A 25884-nucleotide genomic window follows, 5' to 3' on the forward strand; every position below is an offset into this window, starting at 1 on the left:
CCACTCCCCCACGGCGGCCCACTTACTTGCCGCCCGGCTAGTTCACTACACTGGGAAAGTAGACGGGGAACTAGCCGGGCGTCAAGTAAGTTCTAGCCGGGCGGCAAGTAAGTTTCTCTTACCTTCGGCGGCCGGATTTCCGTGGGACCGCGAGCACTACGAGGATGGACGTCACTATGGACGGCACCAAGCAGCAGCGCCGCGGCAACACCCGCCAGCGCATCCAGGACGTGGCGCTCGAACTCTTCGCCGAGCAGGGCTATGAGAAGACCTCGCTACGCGAGATCGCCGAGCGTCTCGACGTCACCAAGGCGGCCCTGTACTACCACTTCAAGACCAAGGAAGAGATCATCGTCGGCATCTTCACGGATCTGACGAAGCCGATCGAGGACCTGATCGACTGGGGCCGGGAGCAGCCGCACACCCTTGAGACCAAGCAGGAACTGGTGCGGCGCTACAGCAAGGCCCTCGCCGAGGCGGCCCCGCTCTTCCGCTTCATGCAGGAGAACCAGGCGACGGTGCGGGAGTTGCAGATCGGCGACTCCTTCAAGGACCGCCTGCAGAGCCTGCGCGACATCATCCTCGACCCGGACGCCCCCCTCACCGACCAGGTCCGCTGCGTCAGCGCCATCTTCACGCTGCACGCCGGCATGTTCTTCCTCCATGACCTCGAAGGCGACCCCGAGGACAAGCGTGCAGCCGTCCTCGAAGTCGCCGTCGATCTGGTCACCCAGGCCCATCGGGGCGCCCGGCCGTCCTCTTCGTCCCCCTCCTCGGAGGACTAGGAAAAGCGGCCGGCCCTGACCGCCGTCAGACGGTCACGCCCTTGGCGCGCAGGAACTTCACCGGGTCGATCGCCGAACCGTAGTTCGGGGTCGTGCGGATCTCGAAGTGCAGGTGCGGGCCGCTGGAGTTGCCCGTGTTGCCGGAGAGTGCTATGCGCTGACCGGTCTTGACGATCTGACCGATCTTCACGTCGACGCGCGACAGGTGCGCGTACTGCGAGTAGACGCCGTTCGCGTGCTTGATCACGATGGCGTTGCCGTAGGCCGGACCGTCGCCGGCGCCGTAGCCGCCGGCCTTGACGACGGTGCCGCCGTGGGCGGCCATGACCTTGGTGCCGGTCGGCACGGCGAAGTCCTGCCCGCTGTGCTTGTGCGCCCACATGCCGCCGGCCTGGGCGAAGCTCGCGGACAGCCGGTACTTCGCCACCGGGTCGATCCAGGAGGCGCTCTTCTTGGCGGCCGCGGCGGCGGGCTTGGCGACGGCGGCGGGCTTGGCGGCCGCGGGCTGCGCGGCGGACGCCACTCCGGACCCCAGCACGACCGAGGCGCCGAGAGCGGCGGCCCCGACGGCCGCGCGGGTGCGGAGCTGAGACGTACGGGAGGAACGGGACGTGACGCGCTGGAACATGGAAAACCTCATGGGTCCGGGGTCAGAGAGAACCGCCCGGCGCGACGTCCGCCGGATGGCCATCCCTTGGTAACCCCCGAGTCCATGTCGCCTCAAATGTGTGACCTACGGCGATAGCTAGTACTAAACCCCTAATCCGATGACTTCTTGACAGTTGGCCTTTTAGTCCGTTTCCCCGCCAACTCCCACCCGGCGCGCCCAGTTCGCCTCACCCTTTGAGCAACATGTCCGTTTTGCCGGAATTAGCATTATCACTAATCCATGTAGTAACGGACATTTCGCCTGTGCGGCATGTCACCGATGGCCCCCTATGGGGGACTTCTTCATGTGACGCGCACTACTCCCTTACGGGCGCACGGAGTTGTGACCCCGGTCACCTTCGCATGCACGCCTCTGTGAGCGGCCTCTCATCAACGGCTACCGTCCAGTAACCCGCTGGTTCCCCTCAGGCCATCCCCACCGATGAGCATGCCCACGACACCCGTAGCACATGGACGTGAGAGGACCCCCACCACCATGAACAGAGGTACCTGGATGCGCCGTATCGCCATGACGGCCGTCACCACGGCCGCCGTCACCGCGATGGCCGTCCCGGCCGGCGCCCAGGCCGCGACGGCCACCGGCAGCTCCACCGTCGCCACGACGGCAGCCGCCGCGGACGTCGACTACGCCACCTGGCAGGCCGACTGCCAGGGCGTGATGAACCAGGCCCTGCCGTACCTCAAGCAGCGCATCGCCGCCGCCAAGCCGGGCGAGAAGCAGGCGCTCGTCCTCGACATCGACAACACCGCGCTGGAGACCGACTTCGGCTTCAGCTACCCCCAGCCGGCCAACAAGCCGGTCCTCGACGTCGCCAAGTACGCCCAGGAGCACGGCGTCTCGCTGTTCTTCGTGACCGCGCGCCCTGGCATCATCGCCGGCTTCACCGACTACAACCTCAAGCAGGTCGGCTACAAGGTCTCCGGCCTCCGTGTGCGCGGGCTGTTCGACCTCTTCAAGGACGTCGCCGCCTACAAGACCGCCCAGCGCGCCGACATCGAGAACAAGGGCTACACGATCATCGCGAACATCGGCAACAGCGCCACCGACCTGTCCGGCGGCCACGCCGAGAAGGGCTACAAGCTGCCGGACTACGACGGGCAGTTGTCGTAACCCCAGCGGGGCCGGACGCAGACATGCGAAAGGGGCCGGTGCTCGAAAGCACCGGCCCCTCTCTCGCGCTCAACCCCGGGAGGGTCAGGCGTCCTTGCTCAGGTTCGGCCCGGCGCCGCCGGCCGCCTGCTCGATCGGCGGGACGTCGGGCAGCGACGACTTCTCCTCACCCCGGAAGGTGAAGGTCTTCGCGTCGCCCTCGCCCTCGGTGTCCACGACCACGATGTGGCCGGGGCGCAGCTCGCCGAAGAGGATCTTCTCCGAGAGGGTGTCCTCGATCTCGCGCTGGATCGTGCGGCGCAGCGGCCGGGCGCCCAGGACGGGGTCGTAGCCCTTCTTGGAGAGGAGCTCCTTGGCGGTCTGGGAGAGCTCGATGCCCATGTCCCGGTCCTTCAGGCGCTCGTCCACCTTGCCGATCATCAGGTCGACGATCGCGAGGATGTCCTCCTGGGTCAGCTGCGGGAAGACGACGACGTCGTCGACACGGTTGAGGAACTCGGGCCGGAAGTGCTGCTTGAGCTCGTCCGAGACCTTGTTCTTCATGCGCTCGTAGTTGGTCTTCGAGTCGCCCGCGGCCGCGAAGCCGAGGTTGAAGCCCTTGGAGATGTCCCGGGTGCCGAGGTTGGTCGTCATGATGATGACCGTGTTCTTGAAGTCCACGACCCGGCCCTGGGAGTCGGTCAGCCGACCGTCCTCCAGGATCTGCAGCAGCGAGTTGAAGATGTCCGGGTGGGCCTTCTCGACCTCGTCGAAGAGGACGACGGAGAACGGCTTGCGGCGGACCTTCTCGGTCAGCTGGCCGCCCTCCTCGTAACCCACGTATCCGGGCGGGGAACCGAAGAGACGCGACACCGTGTGCTTCTCGCTGAACTCCGACATGTCGAGGGAGATCAGCGCGTCCTCGTCGCCGAAGAGGAACTCTGCGAGGGCCTTGGACAGCTCGGTCTTACCGACGCCGGACGGGCCGGCGAAGATGAACGAACCACCGGGACGCTTCGGGTCCTTCAGACCGGCACGCGTACGGCGGATCGCCTTCGACAGCGCCTTGACGGCGTCGACCTGGCCGATGACGCGCTTGTGGAGCTCGTCCTCCATGCGCAGCAGACGCGAGGACTCCTCCTCGGTCAGCTTGAAGACCGGGATGCCGGTGGCCGTGGCGAGGACCTCGGCGATCAGCTCGCCGTCGACCTCGGCGACGACGTCCATGTCGCCGGCCTTCCACTCCTTCTCCCGCTTGGCCTTGGCGGCCAGGAGCTGCTTCTCCTTGTCGCGGAGGGAGGCGGCCTTCTCGAAGTCCTGCGAGTCGATCGCGGACTCCTTGTCCCGGCGGACGCCGGCGATCTTCTCGTCGAACTCGCGCAGGTCCGGGGGCGCGGTCATCCGGCGGATGCGCATCCGGGAGCCGGCCTCGTCGATCAGGTCGATCGCCTTGTCCGGGAGGAAGCGGTCCGAGATGTACCGGTCGGCCAGCGTGGCGGCCTGGACGAGGGCCTCGTCGGTGATGGAGACGCGGTGGTGGGCCTCGTACCGGTCACGGAGACCCTTGAGGATCTCGATCGTGTGCGGCAGGGACGGCTCGGCGACCTGGATGGGCTGGAAGCGGCGCTCGAGGGCCGCGTCCTTCTCCAGGTGCTTGCGGTACTCGTCCAGGGTGGTGGCGCCGATGGTCTGGAGTTCACCGCGGGCCAGCATCGGCTTGAGGATGCTCGCCGCGTCGATCGCACCCTCGGCGGCGCCCGCGCCGACCAGCGTGTGGAGCTCGTCGATGAACAGGATGATGTCGCCGCGGGTGCGGATCTCCTTGAGGACCTTCTTCAGGCGCTCCTCGAAGTCACCGCGGTAGCGGGAGCCGGCGACCAGGGCGCCGAGGTCCAGGGTGTAGAGGTGCTTGTCCTTGAGGGTCTCGGGCACCTCGCCCTTGACGATCGCCTGGGCCAGGCCCTCGACGACCGCGGTCTTGCCGACGCCGGGCTCACCGATCAGGACGGGGTTGTTCTTGGTGCGGCGCGACAGCACCTGCATGACCCGCTCGATCTCCTTCTCGCGCCCGATGACCGGGTCGAGCTTGGACTCGCGAGCGGCCTGCGTGAGGTTGCGGCCGAACTGATCCAGGACCAGGGACGTCGAGGGGGTGCCCTCGGCGGGACCGCCGGCTGCGGCGGTCTCCTTGCCCTGCTGGTAGCCCGACAGCAGCTGGATCACCTGCTGCCGCACCCGGTTCAGATCCGCACCCAGCTTGACCAGGACCTGGGCGGCGACGCCCTCGCCCTCACGGATCAGGCCGAGCAGGATGTGCTCCGTGCCGATGTAGTTGTGGCCCAGCTGAAGGGCCTCGCGGAGCGACAGCTCCAGGACCTTCTTGGCACGGGGGGTGAAGGGGATGTGCCCGGACGGGGCCTGCTGGCCCTGGCCGATGATCTCCTCCACCTGCTGGCGGACCGCCTCGAGCGAAATCCCGAGGCTCTCAAGGGCCTTGGCGGCGACACCCTCACCCTCATGGATCAGGCCCAGGAGGATGTGCTCGGTGCCGATGTAGTTGTGGTTGAGCATCCGGGCTTCTTCCTGAGCCAGGACGACAACCCGCCGCGCGCGGTCGGTGAACCTCTCGAACATCGTTAATCGCTCCTCAGAGCGGTCAGGCAGTGGGGGGAACTTCCCCTCCCTGTCCTTCCGCAGCTTAGTCCCGCAAGCGGGGACCGCTCATTCCAACTGCCGACACCGTCGATGGCCTCCTGACCCCGAACGCCGACATCTGCTCCAACCCGATGGTGCGAGACGATGTTCCCGCAGGCCAGGCAGTTACCCCCATCGCCAGTACGCCGATGGCGAACGTGAGACGTCCTGTCCTGCGTGTCGCCCCCTCCCACTAGGCATGTCTTACCCGTCGGGACTGACACTCCATGCCGCGCGCCCCGGTTCGCTCCGCTATGGGCGAACAACCTTGCGCCCCCGGACGCCCCCGCGCGCCGCGATTTCGGACACTTTGCGCGATCGCCGGAACACTCAGCGTAACTCTCGGCGCTTTTTGGCGGTTGCACTTGGCATGGTCGGCACAGCCTCCTCCCTCGTCCCTGCTCCGCGGCGGCCGCTCGATCCGGACCCGGCCGTCCCGGCCGACCGGGTCCGCGGCTGGTACGAGAACGAACTGGGGTGGGCGACGGTGCCCGGGGAGCCGGTACGACTTTCCGTGGGCCTGCGCTTCGACGTCCTGGACGTGCCGGCCGTCGCGGGCCATGCGGCGCTGCGGCGCCTGCCGTCGGGCGCTCCGGTGGGCGTGCGGGGGGAGCGGATGCAGTTCCTGGTGGCCGCGGGCAGTGCGGAGGAACTGCCGGGGGTCCTGCGCTGGCTGGAGTGGGAGCCGCTTCACCTGGATCTGAGGCCCATCGGCCCCGGGGGCTCCGTGGAAGCGCCTCGGCCCACCGGCCCCGCCGAGCGGCAGGCGCCTGAGGAGAGCGTCGAGGCGCCCTCGCCTTCCCGGCGCCCGAAGACGGCCTCCCCCGCTCCCGGCGGGCGGTGCCCCGAAGCTGTGCAGGGGGCCGCCGTCTGGCTGCGGCCCCCCGTGGCGGGGCGCGGGGTGGAGGCCTCGCTGCCGACGGTGTCGGCGTTGGGGGGCGGAGGAGGCGCCCCCGATCTCGTGCGGCTGGTCAACACACTGGCGACACACTGTCACCGTGCCCGATTGCTGCGCGCGTGCGCTCAGCCGTTGGCCTTCTCGTAAGCCTCGCGAATGGTCGCGGGAACCCGCCCGCGGTCATTCACCTCGTAACCGTTCTCCTTCGCCCAGGCACGGATCTGCGCCGTGTCCTGGCTGCCGCCGGAAGCGGCGCGCGTCTTTCCACGCCCACCCGAAGCACGGCCTCCGGTACGGCGACCGCCCTTCACGTACGGGTCGAGAAGGCCGCGCAGCTTGTCCGCATTGGCAGTCGTGAGATCGATCTCGTACGTCTTGCCGTCCAGAGCGAACGTCACGGTCTCGTCCGCCTCGCCACCGTCGAGGTCGTCGACAAGAAGGACCTGAACCTTCTGTGCCACCGCATTTCCTTTCATCGATAACGTGAGGGCCGGGGGTCTCCGGCGTCCGCCGTTTCGCCGCCCCCTGTTATATGCAGTACTGCAGTACGTCGGAAAGCAAACCGCTTTTCCCGGGAAAACACAAACCCCCGGTTGAGACCCACGGCCGGTCCCGCGTCCGGAAACGTGCGCGTTTCGGACATAGGGCACCCGGGCAAGGCGGGGCGGTCCGGAATGGACTCGGCGATCACAGATGCAGAAGCATCCGGCTGTTGCCCAAGGTGTTCGGTTTCACTCGTTCGAGACCGAGGAACTCCGCGACGCCCTCGTCATAGGAACGCAACAGCTCCGCGTAGACATCGGTGTCGACCGGCGTCTCACCGATCTCCACGAAGCCGTGCTTGCCGAAGAAGTCCACTTCGAAGGTCAGGCAGAAAACGCGCCGAACGCCGAGCCAGCGGGCGGTGTGGAGCAACTTCTCCAACAACTGGTGGCCGACGCCGGCGCCCTTCAGGCCGTCCTTCACGGCGAGAGTGCGGACTTCCGCGAGGTCTTCCCACATCACGTGCAGTGCCCCGCAGCCGACCACCTCGGCGTTGTCGTCGCGTTCGGCGACCCAGAACTCCTGGATGTCCTCGTAAAGCGTCACCGTCGCTTTGTCGAGCAGGATGCCGCCACGGACGTACGCGTCAAGGAGACGGCGTACGGCGGGGACATCGCTGGTCCGGGCCCGGCGGACGGTGATGGCTTTAGCGCTGACTTCAGGGCTCTGAGCTGACATGTGCGGACGCTATCGCCCACCGGTTCCCGTCGCCGAGCCGGGGTTCTCGCCCGCACTCCCCGCTTCCGCGGGCGGAGGCGGTGGTGTTTGGGGGCCTTGGACGATGCGCACCGCGTCACTGAGCGCCCTTCGCTGTTCCTCGCTCATCATGCCGAAGAAGGCGACGAGTGCCGCGGCGGGGTTGTCGCTCTGCGCCCAGGCGTCGTTCATGAGGGCGGCCGCGTAGGCGGCCCGGGTGGAGACCGCCTCATATCGATAGGCCCGGCCTTCCGCTTCACGGCGGACCCAGCCCTTCTGATGGAGATTGTCCAAAACGGTCATGACCGTCGTGTACGCGATCGACCGTTCCTGCTGAAGGTCTTCCAGGACTTCTCGAACGGTCACCGGGCGGTTCCACTTCCACACCCGCGTCATGACCGCGTCTTCGAGTTCTCCCAGTGGGCGAGGCACAGCTCAGACAATAGTGGGAGATCCCGCCCATCGCGTGCCGGACGTGCACTTTCGCCGACAAGACGAACAAAAAGGGCGCACGAGTCCGAGCGGATCGGAGTCGTGCGCCCAGGTGGGCGACGGGGTCAGGCGTCGGCCGGCCCGGAGGCCGGGCGGGCGCCCTCCGCGCGCGCGAGGGCGGCGTCGACGGCCGCGTCCTCCTTGGCCTTGTTGGCGCCGCCCTGGGTCTTCACGATCACCCTGATCACGCCGATGAAGAACACGGCCATGACGACGGGGGGCACGAGCGCGGAGACGTAGTCCATGGATCCAGAGTAGCCAGGGCGCGAGGGGGTCCCGGGCCGGGGTGGCCGTGCGACTCCCGCTGCCGGCGTTCCGGACGGGCCGCGGTGTCGCGGGGCACTCCGGTCAGCCGGCCACCAGCGTCCGCCGCCCGGCGCCCGCGGGCGGTGCGGCCGGCTTGCGGCGGGGGAAGACCTCGCCCGGCGTCGGGATGGGCCGGCGCGACGGCTCGGGGGCGGCGGGATGCACCGGGACGGGCCCCGGGGCGGGGGCCGCCGGCTTCTCCGCGGGCTTCTTCTTCGGCTTCTCCGTCGGGCCGTCGGCCGCCGCGACGGTCCCTGCGGCGCGGAGCGTCTCGCCGCCCTCCTGCCGCGCCTGCCCGGAACGTCCGCCAGGAAGCGCCAGAAGGCGCGTGCGGGACGCCGGGACGATCCCGGCGGCCTTGGCGGACGGCTGAGCCGTACGACCCGCCAGACGGGCGCGTACGTCCTGCTCGGCGAGCGTCCGACAGCGTTCCAGGAGCGCCGCGGCCGGCGGAGCGCCCCGCAGTGCCCGCAGCGCCGCGAGGTCGTCGGGGACGGGCCGGTAGCCGGCGCCCAGCACCTCCTCCAGGAGCCGGAGGTAGCCGGCCGCCGCACCGGGCAGGGCGGCGCGGTACCGGCCGAGGTCGGCCTCCAGGAAGGCCCGCAGCCGGGCGGCCTCCCGCGCCGCCTCGTCGAGGGAGTCGGCGAGGCGATGACAGTCCTGGACGTCCTCGGCCGAGGCGGGACCGGGGTGGAGGGCGAGGGCGAGAGCACGGCGGAGCACACGCAGCTCCTCCGGGCCGAACGCCATGCCGCCGCGGGATCCGTATGGCGTGGGCATGCGGCAACGATACGCGCTAATCAGACAAGTTCGACATAACGGACAGGCGTGGCGCATCACGATTCCACCGACCGGCCCGCACCCATGGGCCGGCGACGCGCCCCGCTCACATGCGTGACACGTTCCGTTCGTAGACCAGGCGCAGGCCGATCAGGGTCAGCCAGGGCTCGTGCTCGTCGATCACCGAGGACTCGCCCAGCACCATCGGCGCCAGACCGCCCGTAGCGATCACCGTCACGTCGTCCGGGTCGTCGGCCAGCTCGCGCGCCATCCGGCCGACCACGCCGTCGACCTGGCCGGCGAAGCCGTAGACGACGCCCGACTGCATCGCCTCGACGGTGTTCTTGCCGATCACGCTGCGCGGGCGGGCCACCTCGATCTTGCGCAGCTGCGCGGCCTTGATGCCCAGGGCCTCCACGGAGATCTCGATGCCGGGCGCGATGACGCCCCCGACGTACTCCCCGCGGGCACTGATCGCGTCGAACGTCGTCGCCGTGCCGAAGTCGACCACGATCGCGGGGCCGCCGTAGAGCTCGTTGGCGGCGACCGCGTTGATGATGCGGTCGGCGCCGACCTCCTTGGGGTTGTCGAACAGGATCGGCACGCCCGTCTTCACACCGGGCTCGACGAGCACCGCCGGCACGTCGCCGTAGTGCCGTCGGGTGACCTCGCGCAGTTCGTGCAGCACCGAGGGGACCGTCGCGCAGATGGCGATGCCGTCGATGCCGTCGCCCAGTTCCACCCCGAGCAGGGGGTGCATGCCCATCAGCCCCTGGAGCAGGACCGCGAGTTCGTCGGCCGTGCGGCGGGAGTCGGTGGAGATCCGCCAGTGCTCGACGATGTCCTCCCCGTCGAACAGGCCGAGCACCGTGTGCGTGTTCCCCACGTCGATCGTCAGCAGCATGGCCGGTTCCCGCTCCTACTCCGCGGCTCGAAGGTCGAGGCCGATGTCCAGGATCGGCGAGGAGTGGGTCAGAGCGCCCACGGCGAGGAAGTCGACGCCGGTGGCCGCGTACGCCTCGGCGTTGTCCAGGGTGAGCCGGCCGGACGCCTCCAGCAGCGCGCGCCCGCCGACGATGCCGACGGCCTCCTCGCACTCGCCGGGGGTGAAGTTGTCCAGGAGGATCAGGTCCGCTCCGGCGTCCACGACCTCGCGCAGCTGGTGCAGGGTGTCGACCTCGACCTCGATCGGCACGTCGGGGAAGGCCTTGCGCACGGCCTCGAAGGCCTGGGCGACGCCGCCGGCCGCCACCACGTGGTTGTCCTTGACCAGGGCCGCGTCGGACAGCGACATCCGGTGGTTGACGCCGCCGCCGCAGCGGACGGCGAACTTCTCCAGCGCGCGCAGCCCCGGCGTCGTCTTGCGCGTGTCCCGCACACGCGCCTTGGTGCCCTCCAGGACGTCGGCCCAGGCGCGGGTGGCGGTCGCGATGCCCGACAGGCGGCACATCAGGTTGAGCGCGCTGCGCTCGGCGGTCAGCAGGTCACGCGTGCGCGTGGTGACCGACAGCAGCTTCTGCCCGGACTCCACACGGTCGCCGTCCTCGACGTGCCGCTCGACCTCGAACTCGTCCGTGCAGACGACCGAGATCACCGCTTCGGCGACCCTGAGGCCCGCCACCACGCCGGCCTCGCGCGCGGTGAAGTCGGCGGTGGCCACGGCCTCCTCGGGGATGGTCGCGACGGTCGTCACGTCCACGCCGAGGGCCAGGTCCTCCTGGATGGCGACGTTGGCGATGTCCTCGACCTCCAGGGGGTCGAGTCCGGCGTCGGCCAGCAGCCGGGCGAGAGCGGGGTCCAGCCCGCACTCCATGTACTCCTCGTCGCCGGCGCCTTCGCCGCAGGCGCAGCCGCCGCCGCAGCCGCCGTTCTCGACGGGGGAAAGGTCCTCGGGGGTGCTCACTTCTGTCACTGCTCCTGCTGGTGCTGCCGGGTAGGGGGGAAGTCTGCGGTATCGGTGGTGCGTACGGCGAGCGTCCGGTCCGGATTCAGCCGTACGACGATGTGACGGCGCCAGTTCGCGTCGTCGCGCCCGGCGCGGTCCTCGCGCCAGTGGCAGCCGCGGGTCTCCTCGCGCAGCAGGGCGGCGGCGACCAGGACGCGGGCCACGCACAGGAGGTTGGTGGCCTCCCAGGTGTCGACGCCGGGCTCGGCGGTCTTGCCGTTCTCGTCGAGGGCGTCACGGGCCTCGGTGTGCAGCCGCTGGAGCCGGTCGGCGGCCTTCTCCAGCGACTCCTTCGAGCGCAGGACCCCCGCGCCCTCCGTCATGGTGCGCTGGATGGCGAACCGGGTCTCGGGGGCCAGCAGCGGGTGCGCGGGCGTCGCCGGGTGCTCGACCGGGGCGGGCACGCGCTCGTGCGGGCCGTCGGCCGCCCGGCCGTCCGCGATGTCGGCGGCGATGCGCTCGGCGTAGACGAGGCCTTCCAGGAGGGAGTTGGAGGCGAGCCGGTTCGCGCCGTGCACACCGGTGCAGGCGACCTCCCCGCACGCGTACAGGCCCGGGACGGTGGTGCGGCCGTGGGAGTCGGTGCGCACGCCCCCGGAGGCGTAGTGGGCGGCCGGGGCGACCGGGACGGGCTCGGTGACCGGATCGATGCCGTGGGCACGGCAGGCGGCCAGGATCGTCGGGAAGCGGTTCTCCCACATGGCGGCGCCGAAGTGGCGGGCGTCGAGGAACATGTGCTCGGCGTCCTGCTCCTGCATGCGGCGCGTGATGCCCTTGGCGACGATGTCCCGGGGCGCCAGCTCGGCCAGCTCGTGCTGCCCCAGCATGAAGCGCACGCCGTCGCCGTCGACCAGGTGCGCACCCTCACCGCGCACGGCCTCGGAGACCAGCGGCTGCTGTCCCTCCGCGTCGGAGCCGAGGAACAGCACGGTGGGGTGGAACTGCACGAACTCCAGGTCGCTCACCTCGGCGCCCGCGCGCAGGGCGAGGGCCACGCCGTCGCCGGTGGAGACGGACGGGTTGGTGGTCGCGGAGTAGACCTGGCCCATGCCGCCGGTCGCGAGGACGACCGCGGGGGCGTGCACGGCGCCCACGCCGTCGTGCTGTCCCTCGCCCATGACGTGCAGGGTCACGCCCGCGGTGCGGCCCTCGGCGTCGGTGAGGAGGTCCAGGACGAGCGCGTTCTCGATCGTGCGCAGGCCACGCGCGCGTACGGCCTCCACGAGTGCGCGGGAGATCTCCGCGCCGGTGGCGTCGCCGCCGGCATGGGCGATGCGGCGGCGGTGGTGGCCGCCCTCGCGGGTGAGCTGGATGCCGCCCTCGTCGTCGGTGTCGAAGTGGGCGCCCGTGGACATCAGCCGGCGTACGGCGTCGGGTCCCTCGGTGACCAGGAGCCGTACCGCGTTCTCGTCGCACAGGCCCGCGCCCGCCACCAGCGTGTCGTCCAGGTGCTGGTCCGGGGTGTCGCCCTCGCCGAGGGCCGCGGCGATGCCGCCCTGCGCCCAGCGCGTGGAGCCGTCGTCGAGGCGGGCCTTGGTGACCACGACCGTCGTGAGGCCGGCGGCCTCGCAGCGCAGGGCGGCGGTCAGGCCGGCCACTCCGGAGCCGACGACCACGACGTCCGCCGCGATGGACCACCCGGGCGCGGGCGCGTGCAGTCGTATGCCTGTGGTGCTCACGAGGCGGCTCCGAAGGTGAGAGGGAGGTTGTCGATCAGCCGGGTCGTCCCGACCCGGGCGGCGACGGCCAGGACGGCCTCGCCGGTGAAGTCGTCCCCGATCTCGCTGAAGTCGGCCGGGTCGACCAACGCGAGGTAGTCCAGTCGCAGCGGCGGCTCCATGCGGGCGGCTTCGTCGAGGACCAGGCGGGCTGCCGCGCGGACGGCCGCCGCGGCGCCGGGGACGGCCTTGGCGACGGCGTGCGCGTCGGCGGCGGCCCGGGACTCGCCCAGGGCGCTGAGCGCCTCGGCGCGCGCGTGCGTGGCCGGCACCTCACGCGCGCGTGCCCGCAGCGCCTCCTGGGCGGCGTGCCGGTCGCGGCCGGCGAACAGCGCCTGGGACAGCGCGAGCGCGGTGCGTCGCTCGGTCGCCGACAGATAGCGGTTTCTGCTGGACAGGGCCAGTCCGTCGTCCTCACGCACCGTCGGCACGGCGACGATGTCCACGCCGAAGTTCAGATCGCGCACCATGCGCCGGATCAGGGCGAGCTGCTGGGCGTCCTTCTGCCCGAACAGGGCCACGTCGGGCCGGGTGAGGTGCAGCAGCTTGGCGACGACGGTCAGCATCCCGTCGAAGTGGCCGGGGCGCGAGCCGCCCTCCAGACGCTCCCCCATGGGCCCGGCGGCGATGCGGACCTGGGGCTCGCCGCCCGGGTAGACCTCGTCCACGGACGGGGCGAAGACGACGTCGGCGCCGGCCTGCTCGGCGAGCTTGACGTCGGCGTCCAGGGTGCGCGGATAACGGTCGAGGTCCTCGCCCGCGCCGAACTGCAGCGGGTTGACGAAGACGGTGACGACGACCTCGCCGTCCGGCCCGGCGATCTCGCGGGCGGTGCGGACGAGCGTGGCGTGCCCCTCGTGGAGGGCGCCCATCGTCATCACGACCGCCCTGCGCCCGGCACGCGTGCGTGCGTGCAGGTCGTCGGCGGTGCTCAGCAGGCTCGTGGTCATCCGGCTTCTCCCTCGGCGCCGTCGGTCCCGTTGGCGAGTACCCCGAGGAGGTCCTCGGCGAGTTCCGGCTTCAGCAGTCCGTGGGCGAGCGCGCGGTCGGCGGTGGCGCGGGCCATCGCGAGGTAGCCGCCGACGGCCTGCGGGGCGTGCTTGCGCAGTTCGGCCACGTGCGCGGCGACCGTGCCGGCGTCCCCGCGGGCGACGGGGCCGGTGAGCGCCGCGTCGCCGGAGCGCAGCGCGTTGTCGAGGGCGGCGCCGAGCAGCGGGCCGAGCATCCGGTCGGGGGCCGACACTCCGGCGGCGCGCAGCAGCTCCATGGACTGGGCGACCAGCGTCACCAGGTGGTTGGCGCCCAGGGCGAGGGCCGCGTGGTAGAGCGGCCGGCTCTCCTCGGCGATCCACTCCGGTTCGCCGCCCATCTCGATGACGAGGGCCTCGGCGGCCAGCCGCAGCTCGTCGGGCGCGGTCACGCCGAAGGAGCAGCCGGCCAGTCGCTGGACGTCCACGGGGGTGCCGGTGAAGGTCATCGCCGGGTGCAGGGCGAGGGGCAGGGCGCCCGCGCGCAGGGCGGGGTCGAGGACCTTCGCGCCGTACCGTCCGGAGGTGTGCACGAGCAGTTGGCCGGGCCGTACGGCGCCGGTGTCGGCGAGGCCTTCGACGAGGCCGGGCAGGGTGTCGTCGGGGACGGTCAGCAGGACCAGGTCGGCGCGCTGGAGGACCTCGGCGGGGGGCACCAGCGGCACGTCCGGCAGCAGTACCGCGGCCCGGCGGCGGGAGGCGTCGGAGACCCCCGAGACGGCGACCGGGCGGTGTCCGGCGAGCTGGAGGGACGCGGCGAGCGCGGGGCCCACGCGGCCGGCGCCGACGACGCCGACGGTGAGCCGTGCGGGACGGTCCCTGGGGTCTGGCTGCTGGCTTGTGTTCACGCGACGACGGCCTTCCCGTTCCAGTCCGCTTCGGGTACCGGACGATTTCTCGTCATGTTAACGCGATCGGTCGCCGGGACGTCCCGTCGTCCACAGGCTGTGGGTTTCTCCGCAGCGGTCGCCCTCCCGCGCGCGGCCTGCCGGCGGTACGGAAACCCCGATGCTCGGGCGGTCCGGCGCCGGGCATGATCCGGGCATGACGAACACGGTGGAACGGGACGGGCAAGAGCCGGACGAGGAGCGGCGGGAGGCGCTGGCGGAGCGGCGGGCGGCCGCCTGCCGGGCGGCGGAGCGGGTGCTGTCGCGCCCGGGCTTCCGCGGCAGCCTGCGCGACCGGCTCGCCCTGCTGCACGAAGCGGCGCCCGAGGTGTACGACCTGGACGAATCCCCGGACGTGTACGGCGGCGGGATCGTCGCCGCCCTGGAGGACCGGGTCGCGGGCCTGCTGGGCGCGGAGGCCGCCGCGTTCTTCCCCACCGGCACGATGGCCCAGCAGGTCGCCCTGCGCTGCTGGGCCGGGCGCACGGGCAACCGCACGGTCGCCCTGCACGCGCTGTCGCACCCGGAGGTCCACGAGCGGGGCGCCCTGAGCGCGGTGGCCGGGCTGCGGCCGGTACGCGTCACCGGTGAGCCACGGCTGCCGACGGCCGACGAGGTCCGCGCCTTCGAGGAGCCCTTCGGGACGCTGATGCTGGAACTGCCCCTCAGGGACGCCGGTTTCGTGCTGCCCTCGTGGGAGGAGCTCACCGAGGTCGTGGACGCGGCACGCGAGCGTGACGCGGTGGTGCACTTCGACGGCGCCCGCCTGTGGGAGTCCACCGTCCACCTCGGCCGCTCCCTGGAGGAGATCGCCGGCCTGGCGGACAGCGTCTACGTGTCGTTCTACAAGTCCTTGGACGGCTTCGGCGGCGCGGCGCTCGCCGGCCCGCGGACCCTCGTGGAGGAGGCGAGGGCCTGGCGCCACCGGTACGGGGGCACCGTGTTCCAGCAGTTCCCCACGGCGCTGTCCGCGCTGGTCGGGCTGGACCGTGAGCTTCCCCGGCTGCCGGAGTACGTCGCCCACGCGCGCGTGGTGGCCGAGGCGCTGCGCGAGGGGTTCGCCGAGGCCGGTGTCCCCTGGGCGCGCGTGCATCCACAGACGCCGCACACGCACGAGTTCCAGCTCTGGCTGCCCTACGACGCCGACGACCTCGCCGAGGCGGCGGTGCGGCAGGCCGAGGAGACGAAGACGGTGCTCTTCGCGTCGGGCTGGAGCCGTGGCGGGCCGCCGGGGCTGTCGTTCACGGAGGTCACCGTGCGCGCCGACGGCCTGGAGTGGACGCCGCAGGACGTACGGGCGGCCGTGGGGGACTTCATGACACGGCTGAGGCAGGTCGCCCGGCAGCCCTAAAGCCTGACCGGCCGCAGACGGTGCAGCAGTCGGCCGAGGGCGTGCCGGGCGCGCCCCCGGGCGGGGCGGCGGCCGGCGAGGACCGCCTCGAACTCACGGCGGTCGCGCAGTTCGCGGACGAGCTGCCAGTCGTTGGCGCCGGGCGCGGGCGGGAGGGGCTCGCCGTGCTGACGGGCGCGGTGGACGTCGAGGGCGTACTGCTGGGTGATGCTCATGGCCGTTGTGCCCTTTCGGGAGCAGGAGTCGGAGAGGGGCCCGGGTGCGCCGCGGTCGCCCCGGTGACATCAGGCTGCGCCGGGCCCCGGCCGCGCGTCCCGTCGATTGACGAGGGCCGTCAATCGACGGCCGTGTCGTCGGTGGCGGGGTGCACCATGAGGGCATGAGCGTGCGCATCGACATCACGGGGCTGCGGCCGGAGCGGGTCACGATCGCCCCGTCCCCCCTGGCCGAACTCGGCATGGCGCTGCACGCGCTGTCCGAACCGGGCCACCACCCCGGACTGCAGGGCTGGGTCACCAGCGTGACGGCGTGCCTCGACCCGCATCTGGCCGACCGGATGTGCGAGGCGGACTTCCTGTGGCGGACGACGTTCTCCGACATCTTCCTGCCGTACGCGGGCATCCCTGGCGGCGGTGCCCGGCCTGGCGCCACGCTCACCGGAGAGCTCGACCTGCTGGACAAACTGACCGACGAACAGTTCGTCGACTCCGCGCTGGAGTTCACGTGCGCGCCGGGCTACGAGCTGCCGAGCAGGGGCGTCCTGTCCGACTCCGCCCTGCACGAGCGCGCCCTCGACCTGGCCGCCTCCCGGGGACCGCGCCAGGTGCGCTTCACCCGACGGCTGCTCGCCGACCCGCCCCTCGTGCGTGCGTGGCTGCGGCAGTTCCTCCAGGACTGCGAGGAGGCCTTCTTCGCGGACGTCTGGGCCCGGGTCCGCCACCCGCTCGCCGCGGACGCCCGCCACAAGACCGAGCTGCTGCACCGCAAGGGTCTCGCGGAGGCCCTCGCCTCGGTGTCCTCCGCCGTGACGCTGGACGAGCACACCGCGCGGATCATCGTGGACAAGCTGATCGAGAGCCGCACCTCCGTCGCCGACGGGTCCCTGCTGCTGGTGCCGACGAGCCTCGGCTGGCCGCACCTGATGGTGCTGCACCGCTACGGCTGGCAGCCGGTCCTGCACTACCCGGTCGGCTCGCCGGAACTGGCCTCGCCGCCGTCGGTGGAGCAGTTGACGCTGCGGATGACGGCGCTGTCCCACCCCGTGCGCATGCGGATCTGCCGCCTGCTGGCCCGCAGCGCCTACACCACCACCGAACTGGCCCAGGCGCACGGCATGACGGCGCCCGAGATATCCCGGCACCTCGCCGTCCTGAAGAAGGCGGGCCTGGTCTCCACCCGCCGTCGCGGCCGGTACGTGCTGCACCAGCTGGACGTGACGATGGTGGCGCGGCTCGGCAGCGACTTCCTGGAGGGGATACTCCGCTAGCGGGCCGGGCGCTCAGTCGAAGCGGATGTGCCTCAGCCCCACGCGCGCCTGCCGCAGCCGGGTCCGCAGCGCGCCCTCGCGGTTGGGCAGGAGCGTCAGACCGGCCAGGACGGCGATGCGGTCGGCCGTCCTGGGCACGGAGGTGCGGTCCGTCCACAGCTGCTCGGCGAAGCGGGGCTCCCGCAGCCGCTCCAGACAGTGGTCGAGCTGCCGGACGGCCCAAGTCTCCTGGCTCGGAACCGCGTTCCTGCCGACGAGGAATCGCAGCAGGCGGACGAACCCGCGTTCACGAAGCCGCCGCAGCACGGTCTCCCGTTCGGCGAGAAGCGTGAAGTGGCGTACGTCGTGCCCCAGTTCACGCAACCGGCCCACGGTCTCCTCGAAGTGGCCCGGATCCGTGAGCGTCATGGGCACGATCACAACGCCGTCGTGCTTGCGCAGCGCCAGGTCGAGCACCTCGACGACGCCCTGCCGCCAGGACGCGAGGTCCCGGAAGTCCTCGCGCAGTCCGGGCGGCAGCATGCGGTGCAGGCCGAAGCCCACGTGCTCGGGGTCGCACACGACGCTGTCCGGCAGCCGCCGCCGGAGCTCGTGTGCCGTCTGTGTCTTGCCACCCCCGAAAGGGCCGTTTATCCACAGGAGCATGCGCAGACCCTAGTGGCCGCCCCGGGGGCCGGGGCGCGCTTTCCCGCCTTCAGTGCCCGCCGGCGCGCACCAGTCCCGTCTCATAGGCCAGGACGACCACCTGGACCCGGTCGCGCAGTCCCAGCTTGGTGAGGATGCGGCCGACGTGGGTCTTCACCGTCGCCTCGGAGAGCACCAGCCTGGCGGCGATCTCGCCGTTGGAGAGCCCTTGGGCTACGAGGATCATGACCTCGCGCTCGCGCTCGGTGAGCCGCTCCAGCTCCTTGCGCTGCGGCTCCTTGCCGGCACTGGGCAGCATCGGCGCGAACCGGTCGAGCAGACGGCGGGTGGTGGAGGGGGCGACCACCGCGTCACCGCTGTGCACGGAGCGGATGGCGGCGAGCAGTTCCCCGGGCGGCACGTCCTTGAGCATGAATCCGGAGGCGCCCGCCTTCAGCCCGGAGAAGGCGTACTCGTCGAGGTCGAAGGTGGTGAGGATCAGCACCTTCGGCGGGTTCTCCTCCGCGCAGATGCGCCGGGTCGCCTCCACACCGTCCAGCTTCGGCATGCGCACGTCCATCAGCACCACGTCCACCGCTGTGGAACGCACCGCCTGGAGGGCCTCGACGCCGTCGCCCGCCTCGGCCACGACCTCCATGTCCGGCTGGGCGGCGAGCACCATCCCGAACCCGGTGCGCAGCAGCACCTGGTCGTCGACGAGCATCACGCGGATCGTCATCGGGTCCTCTTCCATGTACAGGTGTCAACAGGGGGCGTGCGTGGGCGTCAGTGAGCCGGTTTGAGCGGCAGCAGGGCGCTGATCCGGAATCCTCCGCCCGGGCGGGGGCCGGCGTCCAGCGTGCCGCCGACCATGCCGACCCGCTCGCGCATGCCGATCAGCCCGTGCCCCTGGCCGTCGATGCCGCCCTCCTCGTAGAGCTCGTGCGGGGCGCCCTTGCCGTCGTCCTCGACGAGCAGGCCGAGACCGTCGTCGAAGTAGACCAGGCGCACGCTGGCGCCCGCGTGCGGTCCGCCGTGCTTGCGCGTGTTGGTCAGCGCCTCCTGCACGATGCGGTACGCGGTGAGCTCGACGCCGCTGGGCAGCGGGCGCGGAGTGCCCTCGACCTTGAAGTCGACGGGCAGACCGGAGCCGCTGCACTGCTCGACCAGGTCCTTGATCTGCTCGACGTCCGGCTGCGGCACGTACTCGCCGCTCTCCTGGTGTTCTCCGGTGCGCAGGACGCCCAGCAGGCGGCGCATCTCGGCGAGCGCCTGGCGGCCGGTCGAGGAGATCGTCTCCAGGGCCTTCTTCGCCTGGTCGGGGGCAGCGTCGAGGACGTAGGCCGCGCCGTCGGCCTGCACCACCATCACCGACACGTTGTGCGCGACGACGTCGTGCAGCTCGCGCGCGATACGGGCGCGTTCGGCTGCGACCGCGACCTTCGCCTGCGCCTCGCGCTCCTTCTCCAGGCGGGCGGCCCGCTCCTCCAGTTGCGCGAAGTAGGCGCGGCGGGTCCGCATGGAGTCGCCGAGCACCCAGGCGAGGGCGAACGGCACCGTCTGGAAGACGACGATCGCGAGGTTGCCGGCGGCGCTGGTCTGCTCGTTCGGCCAGCGCATCTGCGCGAGCGTCGCCGCGCTCAGCCCCGTGCCCAGGGCCAGCCAGGAGGACCAGCGCACGCCCGTCGCGGCGACCGTGTAGACGATCACCAGCAGGGCGAAGTCGGCGGCCATCGTCGCGACGTCCAGCGCCAGCTGTGCCACGCCGATGGCGCCGGCCAGCAGGAGCATCCCTTCGGGCATGCGCCGTCGCAGCGCCACCACCAGGCAGAGCAGGAAAGCCACCGGCACGATGAGTGCCGGAGCGTCGGTTCCCTGGCCGGTGTTCCTGGTGGAGGTGTCGGTCACCACAGAGATCCCGAACAGGACGAGGGCCCAGAAGCCGTCGACGCCGCTCGGGTGTCTGCGGATGAAGTCATAGAGGCGCTGCACGTAACCCAGCGTAGGGAAGCCCGATGTGCGCACGGGTCAGCCGGAGGGCCGATCCGGGCCCGGTGCGCATACTCCGCAAGGTGGAGGAGGTGATCACCTGTGCGCATAGTCTGACCCGGTGGTGGCACAGGTGACGGGCTCCGGCGGGTGGCGTGGCTGGCGGGCGGCGACGCAGGACGCGCTCTACGGGACGGACGGCTTCTACCGCCGCCCCGAGGGCCCGGCGGGCCATTTCCGCACGTCCGTGCACGCGTCCCCGCTCTTCGCCGGGGCGGTGGCCCGGCTGCTGTGCGAGGTGGACGAGGCGCTGGGCCGGCCCGCGTCGCTCGACTTCGTCGACATGGCCGCCGGACGCGGTGAGCTGGTCACCGGTGTGCTCGCCGCGCTCCCCGCCGACGTGGCCGCCCGCACACGCGCGTACGCCGTCGAGATCGCCGCCCGCCCGGCGGGCCTCACCCATCGGATCGAGTGGCTGCCCGAGCCGCCCCCGGAGGTCACCGGCCTGCTGTTCGCCAACGAGTGGCTGGACAACGTGCCCGTCGAGGTCGCCGAGGTCGACTCCGCCGGAATCGCGCGACGGGTGCTCGTCCGGGGCGACGGGGCCGAGCGGCTCGGCGAGCCGGTGTCCGACGCGGAGGCGGAGTGGCTCGCGCGCTGGTGGCCCCTGGCCGGCGAGGAGGGGCTGCGGGCGGAGATCGGGCTGCCCCGGGACACCGCCTGGGCGGCCGCCGTCGCCCGTGTCGGGCGGGGGCTCGCCGTGGCCGTGGACTACGCGCACACCGCGGACGCACGCCCCCCGTTCGGGACGCTCACGGGATACCGGGAGGGCCGGGAGACGACGCCCGTGCCGGACGGCTCGTGCGACCTCACGGCACATGTCGCGCTGGACGCCTGTGCGCAGGCGGGCACACCGGCGCGTTCGCCGTCCACGCCCCGTCTGCTCCCCCAGCGGGAGGCGTTGCACGCCCTGGGCGTCACCGGCGCGCGCCCCCCGCTCGCGCTCGCCTCCACAGATCCCGCCGCGTACGTCCGCGCCCTCGCGAGCGCCGGCGAGGCGGCCGAACTCACCGCGGCGGGCGGCCTCGGCGACTTCGGCTGGCTGCTCCAGCCGGTCGGGATCGCGGACCCGCTTCCCCCGCCCCGCTGACGCGTGCGCCGGAGTGCCCCGCCCGCGCCCTGCCTGCTCGGAGATGTCCCCGAGTGCTTGTCGACGTCCCCGACTGCTTGTCGACGTCCCCGACTGCTTGCCGCTGTCCCGGCTACTTGTCGATGTCCCCGACCACGAAGAACATCGACCCCAGGATCGCCACCATGTCCGCGACCAGCGTGCCCGGCAGCAGCTCGGTCAGCGCCTGGATGTTGTTGTACGAGGCCGAGCGCAGCTTCAGCCGGTACGGGGTCTTCTCGCCCTTGCTGACGAGGTAGTAGCCGTTCACCCCGAGAGGGTTCTCGGTCCACGCGTACGTGTGTCCCTCGGGCGCCTTGAGGACCTTGGGGAGCCGCTGGTTGACCGGGCCGGGCGGCAGCTCCGCGAGGTGGTCCAGACAGGCGTCGGCCAGGTCCAGTGCGACGTGCGTCTGCTCCAGGAGGCACTCGAAGCGGGCCAGGCAGTCGCCCTGTGTCCGGGTCACCGCCCTCAGCGTGTCCTGGAGCTCCCCGTACGCCAGGTAGGGCTCGTCGCGGCGCAGGTCGAAGTCGACGCCGGACGCGCGCGCGATGGGCCCGCTCACGCCGTACGCGTGCACGGCCTCGGGGGAGAGAACGCCCACGCCGCGCGTGCGGCCCCGGAAGATCTCGTTGCCGAGGACGAGGTCGTCGAAGACGTCCATGCGGGAACGGACGGCGGCGACGGCCCCCCGCGCGCGTGAGGCCCACCCCGCCGGCAGGTCCTCTTTGAGGCCGCCGACCCGGTTGAACATGTAGTGCATACGCCCGCCGGAGACCTCCTCCATCACGTTCTGGAGGACCTCGCGCTCGCGGAAGGCGTAGAAGACCGGGGTGATGCCGCCGAGCTCCAGCGGATAGGAGCCGAGGAACATCAGGTGGTTGAGCACCCGGTTCAGCTCCGCGAGGAGCGTGCGCGTCCACACCGCGCGCGGGGGCACCTCCATGCCGAGCATGCGCTCCACCGCGAGGACCACGCCCAGCTCGTTGGAGAACGCCGACAGCCAGTCGTGGCGGTTGGCCAGCATCACGATCTGGCGGTAGTCACGCGCCTCGAACAGCTTCTCCGCGCCCCGGTGCATGTAACCGATCACCGGCTCCGCGTGCATGATGCGCTCGCCGTCCAGCACGAGCCGCAGCCGCAGCACGCCGTGCGTGGAGGGATGCTGCGGGCCGATGTTGAGCACCATGTCGGTGCTCTCCGCGGCGCCGCCGATCCCGACCGTGGTCTCCGTCGTAGGAGTCATGGCCCCAGTCTCCCCTACGTACGCTGACCGCATGGAGACGGGGAGCCCGGCGGGCCCGGGGGGCGTGGAGACTGCGGGAGGCGGCGCGGCGTGGACCGGGCTGCCGCCCGGACTGCTGCGGATGCGGCGGCTGTTGCTGGTGGTGTGGCTGGGGCTCGCGGCGGCCGGCGTCGGGGTGCCGCTCGGTCTGCTCGCCGGGCCCGCCTGGGCGGCGTTCGCACTGCTGCCGCTGGCGGGCATCGGCTGGGGCTGGGTCATGCTCGGCCGCAACTGGCGCTCGTGGCGCTACGCCGAGCGCGCCGACGACCTGCTGATCAGCCGGGGCGTGCTGTGGCGCGAGGAGACGGTCGTGCCGTACGGGCGGATGCAGCTCGTCGAGGTGACCTCAGGTCCCGTCGAGCGGTACTTCGGGCTGGCCGGCGTCCAGTTGCACACGGCGGCCGCCGCGACCGACGCGAGGATCCCGGGACTGGACCCGGCCGAGGCGGAACGGTTGCGCGACCGGCTCACCGAGCTCGGCGAGGCCCGATCGGCGGGACTGTGACGGCCCCGCGCGTCGACGGCGGCGTGCCCGGCGCCACCCGGGCGCGGACCGTCGTCGAGCGCCGGCTGCACCCCGTGACGCCGTTCCGGCGCGCGTGGGCGCCCATCGCGGTGGTCGCCGGTTGGGCGGTGCACGATCCGAACCAGGCCCAGCGGCAGCTGGCGCGGCTCACCACGACGACCCTGCTGATCACCCTCGCCGTCGTCGTCCCCGCGGCAGCCCTCTATGGCTTCCTGAGCTGGTGGTTCACCCACTTCTCGGTGACGGACAGCGAACTGCGCATACGGACCGGCCTGGTGTTCCGGCGCACGGCGCACATCCGGCTGGAGCGCATCCAGGCCATCGACGTCACCCGGCCGCTACTGGCACGGATCGCCGGCGTCGCCAAGCTGCGGCTCGACGTGGTCGGCGCCGACAAGAAGGACGAACTCGCCTTCCTCGGCGAGGACGAGGCGAGCGCACTGCGGGCCGAACTGCTCGCGCGCGCGGCCGGCTTCGCCCCTGAGACGGCGCACGAGGTCGGTGAGGCCCCGGCGCGCGAGCTGTTGCGCGTGCCCGCGCGCGAGCTGGCGGTCGCGCTGGCGCTGACCGGCGCGACCTGGGGCGCGCTGATCGCCGCGCTCGTGGTGCTGCCGGTGCTGTGGCTCGTCACTCAGAGCGTGTGGACGGTGCTGGCGACGGGTGTGCCGCTGCTCGGCGCGGCGGGCGCGAGCAGCGTGGGGCGGTTCGTCGGGGAGTTCGACTGGAGCGTCGCCGAGTCACCGGACGGTCTGCGCATCGACCACGGCCTGCTGGACCGCGCGCACGAGACGGTGCCGCCCGGGCGGGTGCAGACGGTCCGGATCGTCGAGCCGCTGCTGTGGCGGCGCCGGGGGTGGGTGCGCGTCGAACTGGACGTGGCCGGCTCGGCCAACTCCGTGCTCGTCCCGGTCGCCCCGCGCGAGGCCGCGGAGGCCGTCATCGCGCGCGTGCTGCCCGGCGTCGCCGTCCCCGACGCGGCCGCCCTGACACGGCCGCCCCGCCGGGCCGGCCGGTGCGTTCCGGTGTGGTGGCGGGGCTACGGGACCGCCGTCACCGACACGGTCTTCGCCTCCCGGCACGGGCTGCTGCGCCGGAGCCTGGCGCTCGTCCCGCACGCCAAGGTGCAGAGCGTGCGGCTCACGCAAGGGCCCTGGCAGCGGCTGTGGCGGGTCGCCGACGTGCGGGTGGACTCGGGGGCCGGCAAGACCGTCACGGCGCGTCTGCGGGACACGCGTGAGGCCGCGGAGCTGCTGCGCGGCCAGGCCGAACGGTCACGGACCGGACGCCGTGACGCCCGGCCCGACCGGTGGATGGCCTAGGAGCCCTCACGCCGGGCCCGTTCAGGAGACGGCCGCCGGGCCCGTTCAGGAGACGGCGCTGCGCAGGCGGTGCAGGTCGATCTGCTCGGTCTCGTCGTGCGCGGTCAGGTCGATCACCTGGCCCACGCGGCGCGAGTCGTCGTCGGCCGGCTTGAACTCCGCCTCGGTCTCGGCCTTGTGCAGCGCGAGCGCCTCCTGACCGACGACGTCGGCGAGGTCCTCGTTCTGCACGGCCTCCAGGGCGTCGGACGCCGCCGACTCCTTCGTGCCGAAGAAGTCGAAGCCCCCCTCGGCCGTGGGCCGGCGCACCGGCTGCGACTCGGGAGCGACGGCCACGGCGGTCGGCACCGTGAAGTGGCCGCCGGGGCGCCGCGCGGGAGCGGCGGCGCGGAGCGCCTCTTCCGAGGTGTCCGTGGCCTCTGTGCCGTCGGTGGAGTGCGCGTCTGTGCCCTGCGTCCGCTCGGCGGCCTCTTCCGCCGCGGCTGGGGCCGTCTTCTGCGCCGAGGTCTCGTCCTCGTCGGGGTCCGGGGAAGGGGCGGCCGCGCGCGCGTGCTCGTCGACCGCCTCGGGCTTCCCCTCCGCCTCGTCCTCCCGCGCGGCCTCCTTGTCGCCGCCGGCCTTCGAGAAGGCGACCGAAGCGGGCTTCGCGTCGGCGGGTTCGTCGGAGCCGCTGGTGCCGGTGGTGCCGGTGGTGCCGGTGGTGTCGGCGGGCTTGGCGGCCTTAATGGCCTTGGTGGCCTTGGTGGCCTTGGTGGCCTTGGTGGCCTTGGTGGCCTTGGCAGACTTGCCGGGTTCGGCCGGCCCGGCGGGCTCAGTCGGCTCGGCGGACTCGACCTGCTCGGACGCGGTGGGCCGAGCAGCCTTCGACTCCGTGGGCTCCGCGTGCGCGGGCCCGTCGGCGTCCAAGCGTGCGAGCGCGCTCAGCGCACGCAGGAACAGCTTGGAGCCGTCGGCGGAGAAGACCGCCGGAGCTTCGGGCTCGCCCTCGCCGGACACCCCGGACACCCCGGACTTCGAAGCCTCGGCGGCCGAAGCCCCGCCGGCCGCGACCTCGTCGACCGCGGCCTCGTCGGCCGAAGTTACCGCGGTTCCCGCACCCTCGGCCGTCTCCGCGCCCCGCGCGGGCGGCAGGGCGTTCGACGGCGGAGCGGCCTCTATCTCCAGCAGGCGGCGGCCCTCCAGAGCGCTCGCCCGCTCCGTCTCGGCGGTGGCGTAGCGGCGCAGCAGCGCCGCGTGCTCGTTGCGCAGGCCGGCGAGTTCGGCGCGCTTGGCGCGCAGCCGCTGCTCCAGCTTGATCCGCAGCTCGCGCGACTCGTCGAGGTCGCTCTCCAACTCGGCGACACGCTCCTCGAAGCGCCACTCGTCCCCCGCACGCGCGCGCGTGAGGTCGGCGACCTGCTTGCCGGCCTGGATGTCCCAACGGCGCATGACGAACGCGCCGATGACCGCCGTCGCCGCGGCGGCGGCGGCCAGACCTCGCAGCGCGAGGGGCTCCGTGAACACCCAGGGACCGAGGGCGCAGACGACGGAGACGCCTGCGATCGCCGACGGAGGAAGCAGCCTGTGCAAGGGCGGTGAATGGCGGTGACGTCCACGTGGCATGGC

26 protein-coding genes are annotated in these 25884 nt (G+C 71.9%); 8 read left to right on the forward strand and 18 right to left on the reverse strand.

Annotated features, from left to right (window positions below; translation table 11 throughout):
* Window positions 1–164: 164 nt before the first annotated feature.
* Window positions 165–785 carry a TetR/AcrR family transcriptional regulator gene (locus tag ACIRS4_RS17500; protein WP_404196221.1) on the forward strand — a complete coding sequence of 207 codons (621 nt, stop codon included), beginning with the start codon at window positions 165–167 and terminating at the stop codon, window positions 783–785.
* A gap of 25 nt (window positions 786–810) precedes the next feature.
* Here ACIRS4_RS17500 and ACIRS4_RS17505 read toward each other — a convergent pair whose 3' ends face one another.
* Window positions 811–1413 carry a M23 family metallopeptidase gene (locus ACIRS4_RS17505; protein WP_404196223.1) on the reverse strand — a complete coding sequence of 201 codons (603 nt, stop codon included), beginning with the start codon at window positions 1411–1413 and terminating at the stop codon, window positions 811–813.
* 516 nt (window positions 1414–1929) lie between these two features.
* Here ACIRS4_RS17505 and ACIRS4_RS17510 point away from each other — a divergent pair.
* A complete protein-coding gene (locus ACIRS4_RS17510; protein ID WP_404196226.1) occupies window positions 1930–2565 on the forward strand; it encodes an HAD family acid phosphatase in 636 nt (211 codons plus the stop codon).
* 84 nt (window positions 2566–2649) lie between these two features.
* On the opposite strand, the gene ACIRS4_RS17515 is transcribed toward ACIRS4_RS17510, so the two are convergent.
* The gene (locus tag ACIRS4_RS17515; protein WP_358796881.1) at window positions 2650–5178 is read right to left on the reverse strand and encodes an ATP-dependent Clp protease ATP-binding subunit; all 2529 of its coding nucleotides are present in this window, start codon (window positions 5176–5178) and stop codon (window positions 2650–2652) included.
* Between the two features lie 430 nt (window positions 5179–5608).
* Here ACIRS4_RS17515 and ACIRS4_RS17520 point away from each other — a divergent pair, with 430 nt between their 5' ends.
* Window positions 5609–6283: an SCO3374 family protein gene (locus ACIRS4_RS17520; RefSeq protein ID WP_404196229.1), complete on the forward strand. Its 675-nt coding sequence runs from the start codon at window positions 5609–5611 to the stop codon at window positions 6281–6283.
* Here ACIRS4_RS17520 and ACIRS4_RS17525 read toward each other — a convergent pair.
* The 10 genes from ACIRS4_RS17525 to ACIRS4_RS17570 form a co-directional block, all read right to left on the reverse strand.
* Window positions 6262–6597 (reverse strand): Lsr2 family protein, encoded by a 336-nt coding sequence (locus ACIRS4_RS17525; protein WP_130438373.1) that lies wholly within the window; start codon window positions 6595–6597, stop codon window positions 6262–6264. The two genes, ACIRS4_RS17520 and ACIRS4_RS17525, sit on opposite strands and share 22 nt — an antisense overlap.
* A 226-nt stretch (window positions 6598–6823) precedes the next feature.
* Entirely contained in the window at window positions 6824–7357 is a 534-nt protein-coding gene (locus ACIRS4_RS17530; RefSeq protein WP_130438374.1) for an amino-acid N-acetyltransferase, read from the reverse strand.
* Between the two features lie 9 nt (window positions 7358–7366).
* Window positions 7367–7795 carry a BlaI/MecI/CopY family transcriptional regulator gene (locus ACIRS4_RS17535; RefSeq protein ID WP_404196805.1) on the reverse strand — a complete coding sequence of 143 codons (429 nt, stop codon included), beginning with the start codon at window positions 7793–7795 and terminating at the stop codon, window positions 7367–7369.
* A gap of 137 nt (window positions 7796–7932) precedes the next feature.
* Window positions 7933–8112: a hypothetical protein gene (locus ACIRS4_RS17540; RefSeq protein WP_358796886.1), complete on the reverse strand. Its 180-nt coding sequence runs from the start codon at window positions 8110–8112 to the stop codon at window positions 7933–7935.
* A 103-nt stretch (window positions 8113–8215) separates the two neighbouring features.
* The gene (locus tag ACIRS4_RS17545; protein WP_404196808.1) at window positions 8216–8923 is read right to left on the reverse strand and encodes a hypothetical protein; all 708 of its coding nucleotides are present in this window, start codon (window positions 8921–8923) and stop codon (window positions 8216–8218) included.
* 136 nt (window positions 8924–9059) lie between these two features.
* A complete protein-coding gene (locus tag ACIRS4_RS17550) occupies window positions 9060–9857 on the reverse strand; it encodes a type III pantothenate kinase (RefSeq protein WP_404196231.1) in 798 nt (265 codons plus the stop codon).
* A gap of 15 nt (window positions 9858–9872) precedes the next feature.
* Window positions 9873–10856 (reverse strand): carboxylating nicotinate-nucleotide diphosphorylase, encoded by a 984-nt coding sequence (nadC, locus tag ACIRS4_RS17555; protein ID WP_404196235.1) that lies wholly within the window; start codon window positions 10854–10856, stop codon window positions 9873–9875.
* A 5-nt stretch (window positions 10857–10861) separates the two neighbouring features.
* Window positions 10862–12577, reverse strand: a complete 1716-nt coding sequence (locus tag ACIRS4_RS17560) for an L-aspartate oxidase (protein WP_404196237.1) — start codon at window positions 12575–12577, stop codon at window positions 10862–10864.
* On the reverse strand, window positions 12574–13566 hold the full coding sequence (gene panC, locus ACIRS4_RS17565) for a pantoate--beta-alanine ligase (RefSeq protein ID WP_404196240.1): 993 nt from the start codon (window positions 13564–13566) through the stop codon (window positions 12574–12576). Before panC ends, ACIRS4_RS17560 begins: the two co-directional genes overlap by 4 nt.
* Entirely contained in the window at window positions 13563–14492 is a 930-nt protein-coding gene (locus ACIRS4_RS17570; protein WP_404196242.1) for a Rossmann-like and DUF2520 domain-containing protein, read from the reverse strand. Before ACIRS4_RS17570 ends, panC begins: the two co-directional genes overlap by 4 nt.
* 196 nt (window positions 14493–14688) lie before the next feature.
* On the opposite strand from ACIRS4_RS17570, the gene ACIRS4_RS17575 reads away from it, so the two are divergent.
* Window positions 14689–15882 (forward strand): threonine aldolase family protein, encoded by a 1194-nt coding sequence (locus ACIRS4_RS17575; protein WP_404196244.1) that lies wholly within the window; start codon window positions 14689–14691, stop codon window positions 15880–15882.
* Here ACIRS4_RS17575 and ACIRS4_RS17580 read toward each other — a convergent pair.
* Complete coding sequence (locus ACIRS4_RS17580; protein WP_404196247.1) at window positions 15879–16097, reverse strand: hypothetical protein; 219 nt, start codon at window positions 16095–16097, stop codon at window positions 15879–15881. The genes ACIRS4_RS17575 and ACIRS4_RS17580 overlap by 4 nt on opposite strands.
* 164 nt (window positions 16098–16261) lie before the next feature.
* On the opposite strand from ACIRS4_RS17580, the gene ACIRS4_RS17585 reads away from it, so the two are divergent.
* Window positions 16262–17368 carry a DUF5937 family protein gene (locus tag ACIRS4_RS17585; protein WP_404196249.1) on the forward strand — a complete coding sequence of 369 codons (1107 nt, stop codon included), beginning with the start codon at window positions 16262–16264 and terminating at the stop codon, window positions 17366–17368.
* 12 nt (window positions 17369–17380) lie between these two features.
* Here the strand turns inward: ACIRS4_RS17585 and ACIRS4_RS17590 are convergent, their stop codons facing one another.
* The 3 genes from ACIRS4_RS17590 to ACIRS4_RS17600 are packed head-to-tail and all read right to left on the reverse strand — an operon-like array spanning window position 17381 to window position 19984.
* On the reverse strand, window positions 17381–18013 hold the full coding sequence (locus ACIRS4_RS17590; RefSeq protein ID WP_404196252.1) for an AAA family ATPase: 633 nt from the start codon (window positions 18011–18013) through the stop codon (window positions 17381–17383).
* A gap of 49 nt (window positions 18014–18062) precedes the next feature.
* Complete coding sequence (locus ACIRS4_RS17595) at window positions 18063–18731, reverse strand: response regulator transcription factor (protein ID WP_130438394.1); 669 nt, start codon at window positions 18729–18731, stop codon at window positions 18063–18065.
* Between the two features lie 47 nt (window positions 18732–18778).
* A complete protein-coding gene (locus tag ACIRS4_RS17600) occupies window positions 18779–19984 on the reverse strand; it encodes a sensor histidine kinase (RefSeq protein ID WP_404196256.1) in 1206 nt (401 codons plus the stop codon).
* A gap of 118 nt (window positions 19985–20102) precedes the next feature.
* On the opposite strand from ACIRS4_RS17600, the gene ACIRS4_RS17605 reads away from it, so the two are divergent.
* Window positions 20103–21131: an SAM-dependent methyltransferase gene (locus ACIRS4_RS17605; protein ID WP_404196259.1), complete on the forward strand. Its 1029-nt coding sequence runs from the start codon at window positions 20103–20105 to the stop codon at window positions 21129–21131.
* A gap of 112 nt (window positions 21132–21243) precedes the next feature.
* On the opposite strand, the gene ACIRS4_RS17610 is transcribed toward ACIRS4_RS17605, so the two are convergent.
* Window positions 21244–22395 (reverse strand): NADH-quinone oxidoreductase subunit D, encoded by a 1152-nt coding sequence (locus tag ACIRS4_RS17610; protein ID WP_404196262.1) that lies wholly within the window; start codon window positions 22393–22395, stop codon window positions 21244–21246.
* A gap of 31 nt (window positions 22396–22426) precedes the next feature.
* Here ACIRS4_RS17610 and ACIRS4_RS17615 point away from each other — a divergent pair, with 31 nt between their 5' ends.
* Window positions 22427–22939 carry a PH domain-containing protein gene (locus ACIRS4_RS17615; RefSeq protein ID WP_404196265.1) on the forward strand — a complete coding sequence of 171 codons (513 nt, stop codon included), beginning with the start codon at window positions 22427–22429 and terminating at the stop codon, window positions 22937–22939.
* Window positions 22936–24279: a PH domain-containing protein gene (locus tag ACIRS4_RS17620; protein WP_404196268.1), complete on the forward strand. Its 1344-nt coding sequence runs from the start codon at window positions 22936–22938 to the stop codon at window positions 24277–24279. The genes ACIRS4_RS17615 and ACIRS4_RS17620 overlap by 4 nt, the downstream gene beginning before the upstream one ends.
* A 45-nt stretch (window positions 24280–24324) precedes the next feature.
* On the opposite strand, the gene ACIRS4_RS17625 is transcribed toward ACIRS4_RS17620, so the two are convergent.
* Window positions 24325–25881 carry a hypothetical protein gene (locus tag ACIRS4_RS17625; RefSeq protein ID WP_404196271.1) on the reverse strand — a complete coding sequence of 519 codons (1557 nt, stop codon included), beginning with the start codon at window positions 25879–25881 and terminating at the stop codon, window positions 24325–24327.
* Window positions 25882–25884 lie beyond the last annotated feature (3 nt).

The sequence above is a fragment of the Streptomyces sp. NPDC101166 genome (genome assembly GCF_044768125.1).
Taxonomy (GTDB): Bacteria; Actinomycetota; Actinomycetes; order Streptomycetales; family Streptomycetaceae; genus Streptomyces.

What these genes read in the sequence shown, in the direction of transcription:
- ACIRS4_RS17500 (WP_404196221.1), top strand. Translation starts at nt 165, where the DNA reads ATGGACGTCACTATGGACGGCACCAAGCAGCAGCGCCGCGGCAACACC.
- ACIRS4_RS17505 (WP_404196223.1), bottom strand. Translation starts at nt 1,413, where the DNA reads ATGTTCCAGCGCGTCACGTCCCGTTCCTCCCGTACGTCTCAGCTCCGC.
- ACIRS4_RS17510 (WP_404196226.1), top strand. Translation starts at nt 1,930, where the DNA reads ATGAACAGAGGTACCTGGATGCGCCGTATCGCCATGACGGCCGTCACC.
- ACIRS4_RS17515 (WP_358796881.1), bottom strand. Translation starts at nt 5,178, where the DNA reads ATGTTCGAGAGGTTCACCGACCGCGCGCGGCGGGTTGTCGTCCTGGCT.
- ACIRS4_RS17520 (WP_404196229.1), top strand. Translation starts at nt 5,609, where the DNA reads ATGGTCGGCACAGCCTCCTCCCTCGTCCCTGCTCCGCGGCGGCCGCTC.
- ACIRS4_RS17530 (WP_130438374.1), bottom strand. Translation starts at nt 7,357, where the DNA reads ATGTCAGCTCAGAGCCCTGAAGTCAGCGCTAAAGCCATCACCGTCCGC.
- ACIRS4_RS17540 (WP_358796886.1), bottom strand. Translation starts at nt 8,112, where the DNA reads ATGGACTACGTCTCCGCGCTCGTGCCCCCCGTCGTCATGGCCGTGTTC.
- ACIRS4_RS17545 (WP_404196808.1), bottom strand. Translation starts at nt 8,923, where the DNA reads ATGGCGTTCGGCCCGGAGGAGCTGCGTGTGCTCCGCCGTGCTCTCGCC.
- ACIRS4_RS17550 (WP_404196231.1), bottom strand. Translation starts at nt 9,857, where the DNA reads ATGCTGCTGACGATCGACGTGGGGAACACGCACACGGTGCTCGGCCTG.
- panC (WP_404196240.1), bottom strand. Translation starts at nt 13,566, where the DNA reads ATGACCACGAGCCTGCTGAGCACCGCCGACGACCTGCACGCACGCACG.
- ACIRS4_RS17575 (WP_404196244.1), top strand. Translation starts at nt 14,689, where the DNA reads ATGACGAACACGGTGGAACGGGACGGGCAAGAGCCGGACGAGGAGCGG.
- ACIRS4_RS17580 (WP_404196247.1), bottom strand. Translation starts at nt 16,097, where the DNA reads ATGAGCATCACCCAGCAGTACGCCCTCGACGTCCACCGCGCCCGTCAG.
- ACIRS4_RS17585 (WP_404196249.1), top strand. Translation starts at nt 16,262, where the DNA reads ATGAGCGTGCGCATCGACATCACGGGGCTGCGGCCGGAGCGGGTCACG.
- ACIRS4_RS17590 (WP_404196252.1), bottom strand. Translation starts at nt 18,013, where the DNA reads ATGCTCCTGTGGATAAACGGCCCTTTCGGGGGTGGCAAGACACAGACG.
- ACIRS4_RS17595 (WP_130438394.1), bottom strand. Translation starts at nt 18,731, where the DNA reads ATGACGATCCGCGTGATGCTCGTCGACGACCAGGTGCTGCTGCGCACC.
- ACIRS4_RS17610 (WP_404196262.1), bottom strand. Translation starts at nt 22,395, where the DNA reads ATGACTCCTACGACGGAGACCACGGTCGGGATCGGCGGCGCCGCGGAG.
- ACIRS4_RS17615 (WP_404196265.1), top strand. Translation starts at nt 22,427, where the DNA reads ATGGAGACGGGGAGCCCGGCGGGCCCGGGGGGCGTGGAGACTGCGGGA.
- ACIRS4_RS17625 (WP_404196271.1), bottom strand. Translation starts at nt 25,881, where the DNA reads ATGCCACGTGGACGTCACCGCCATTCACCGCCCTTGCACAGGCTGCTT.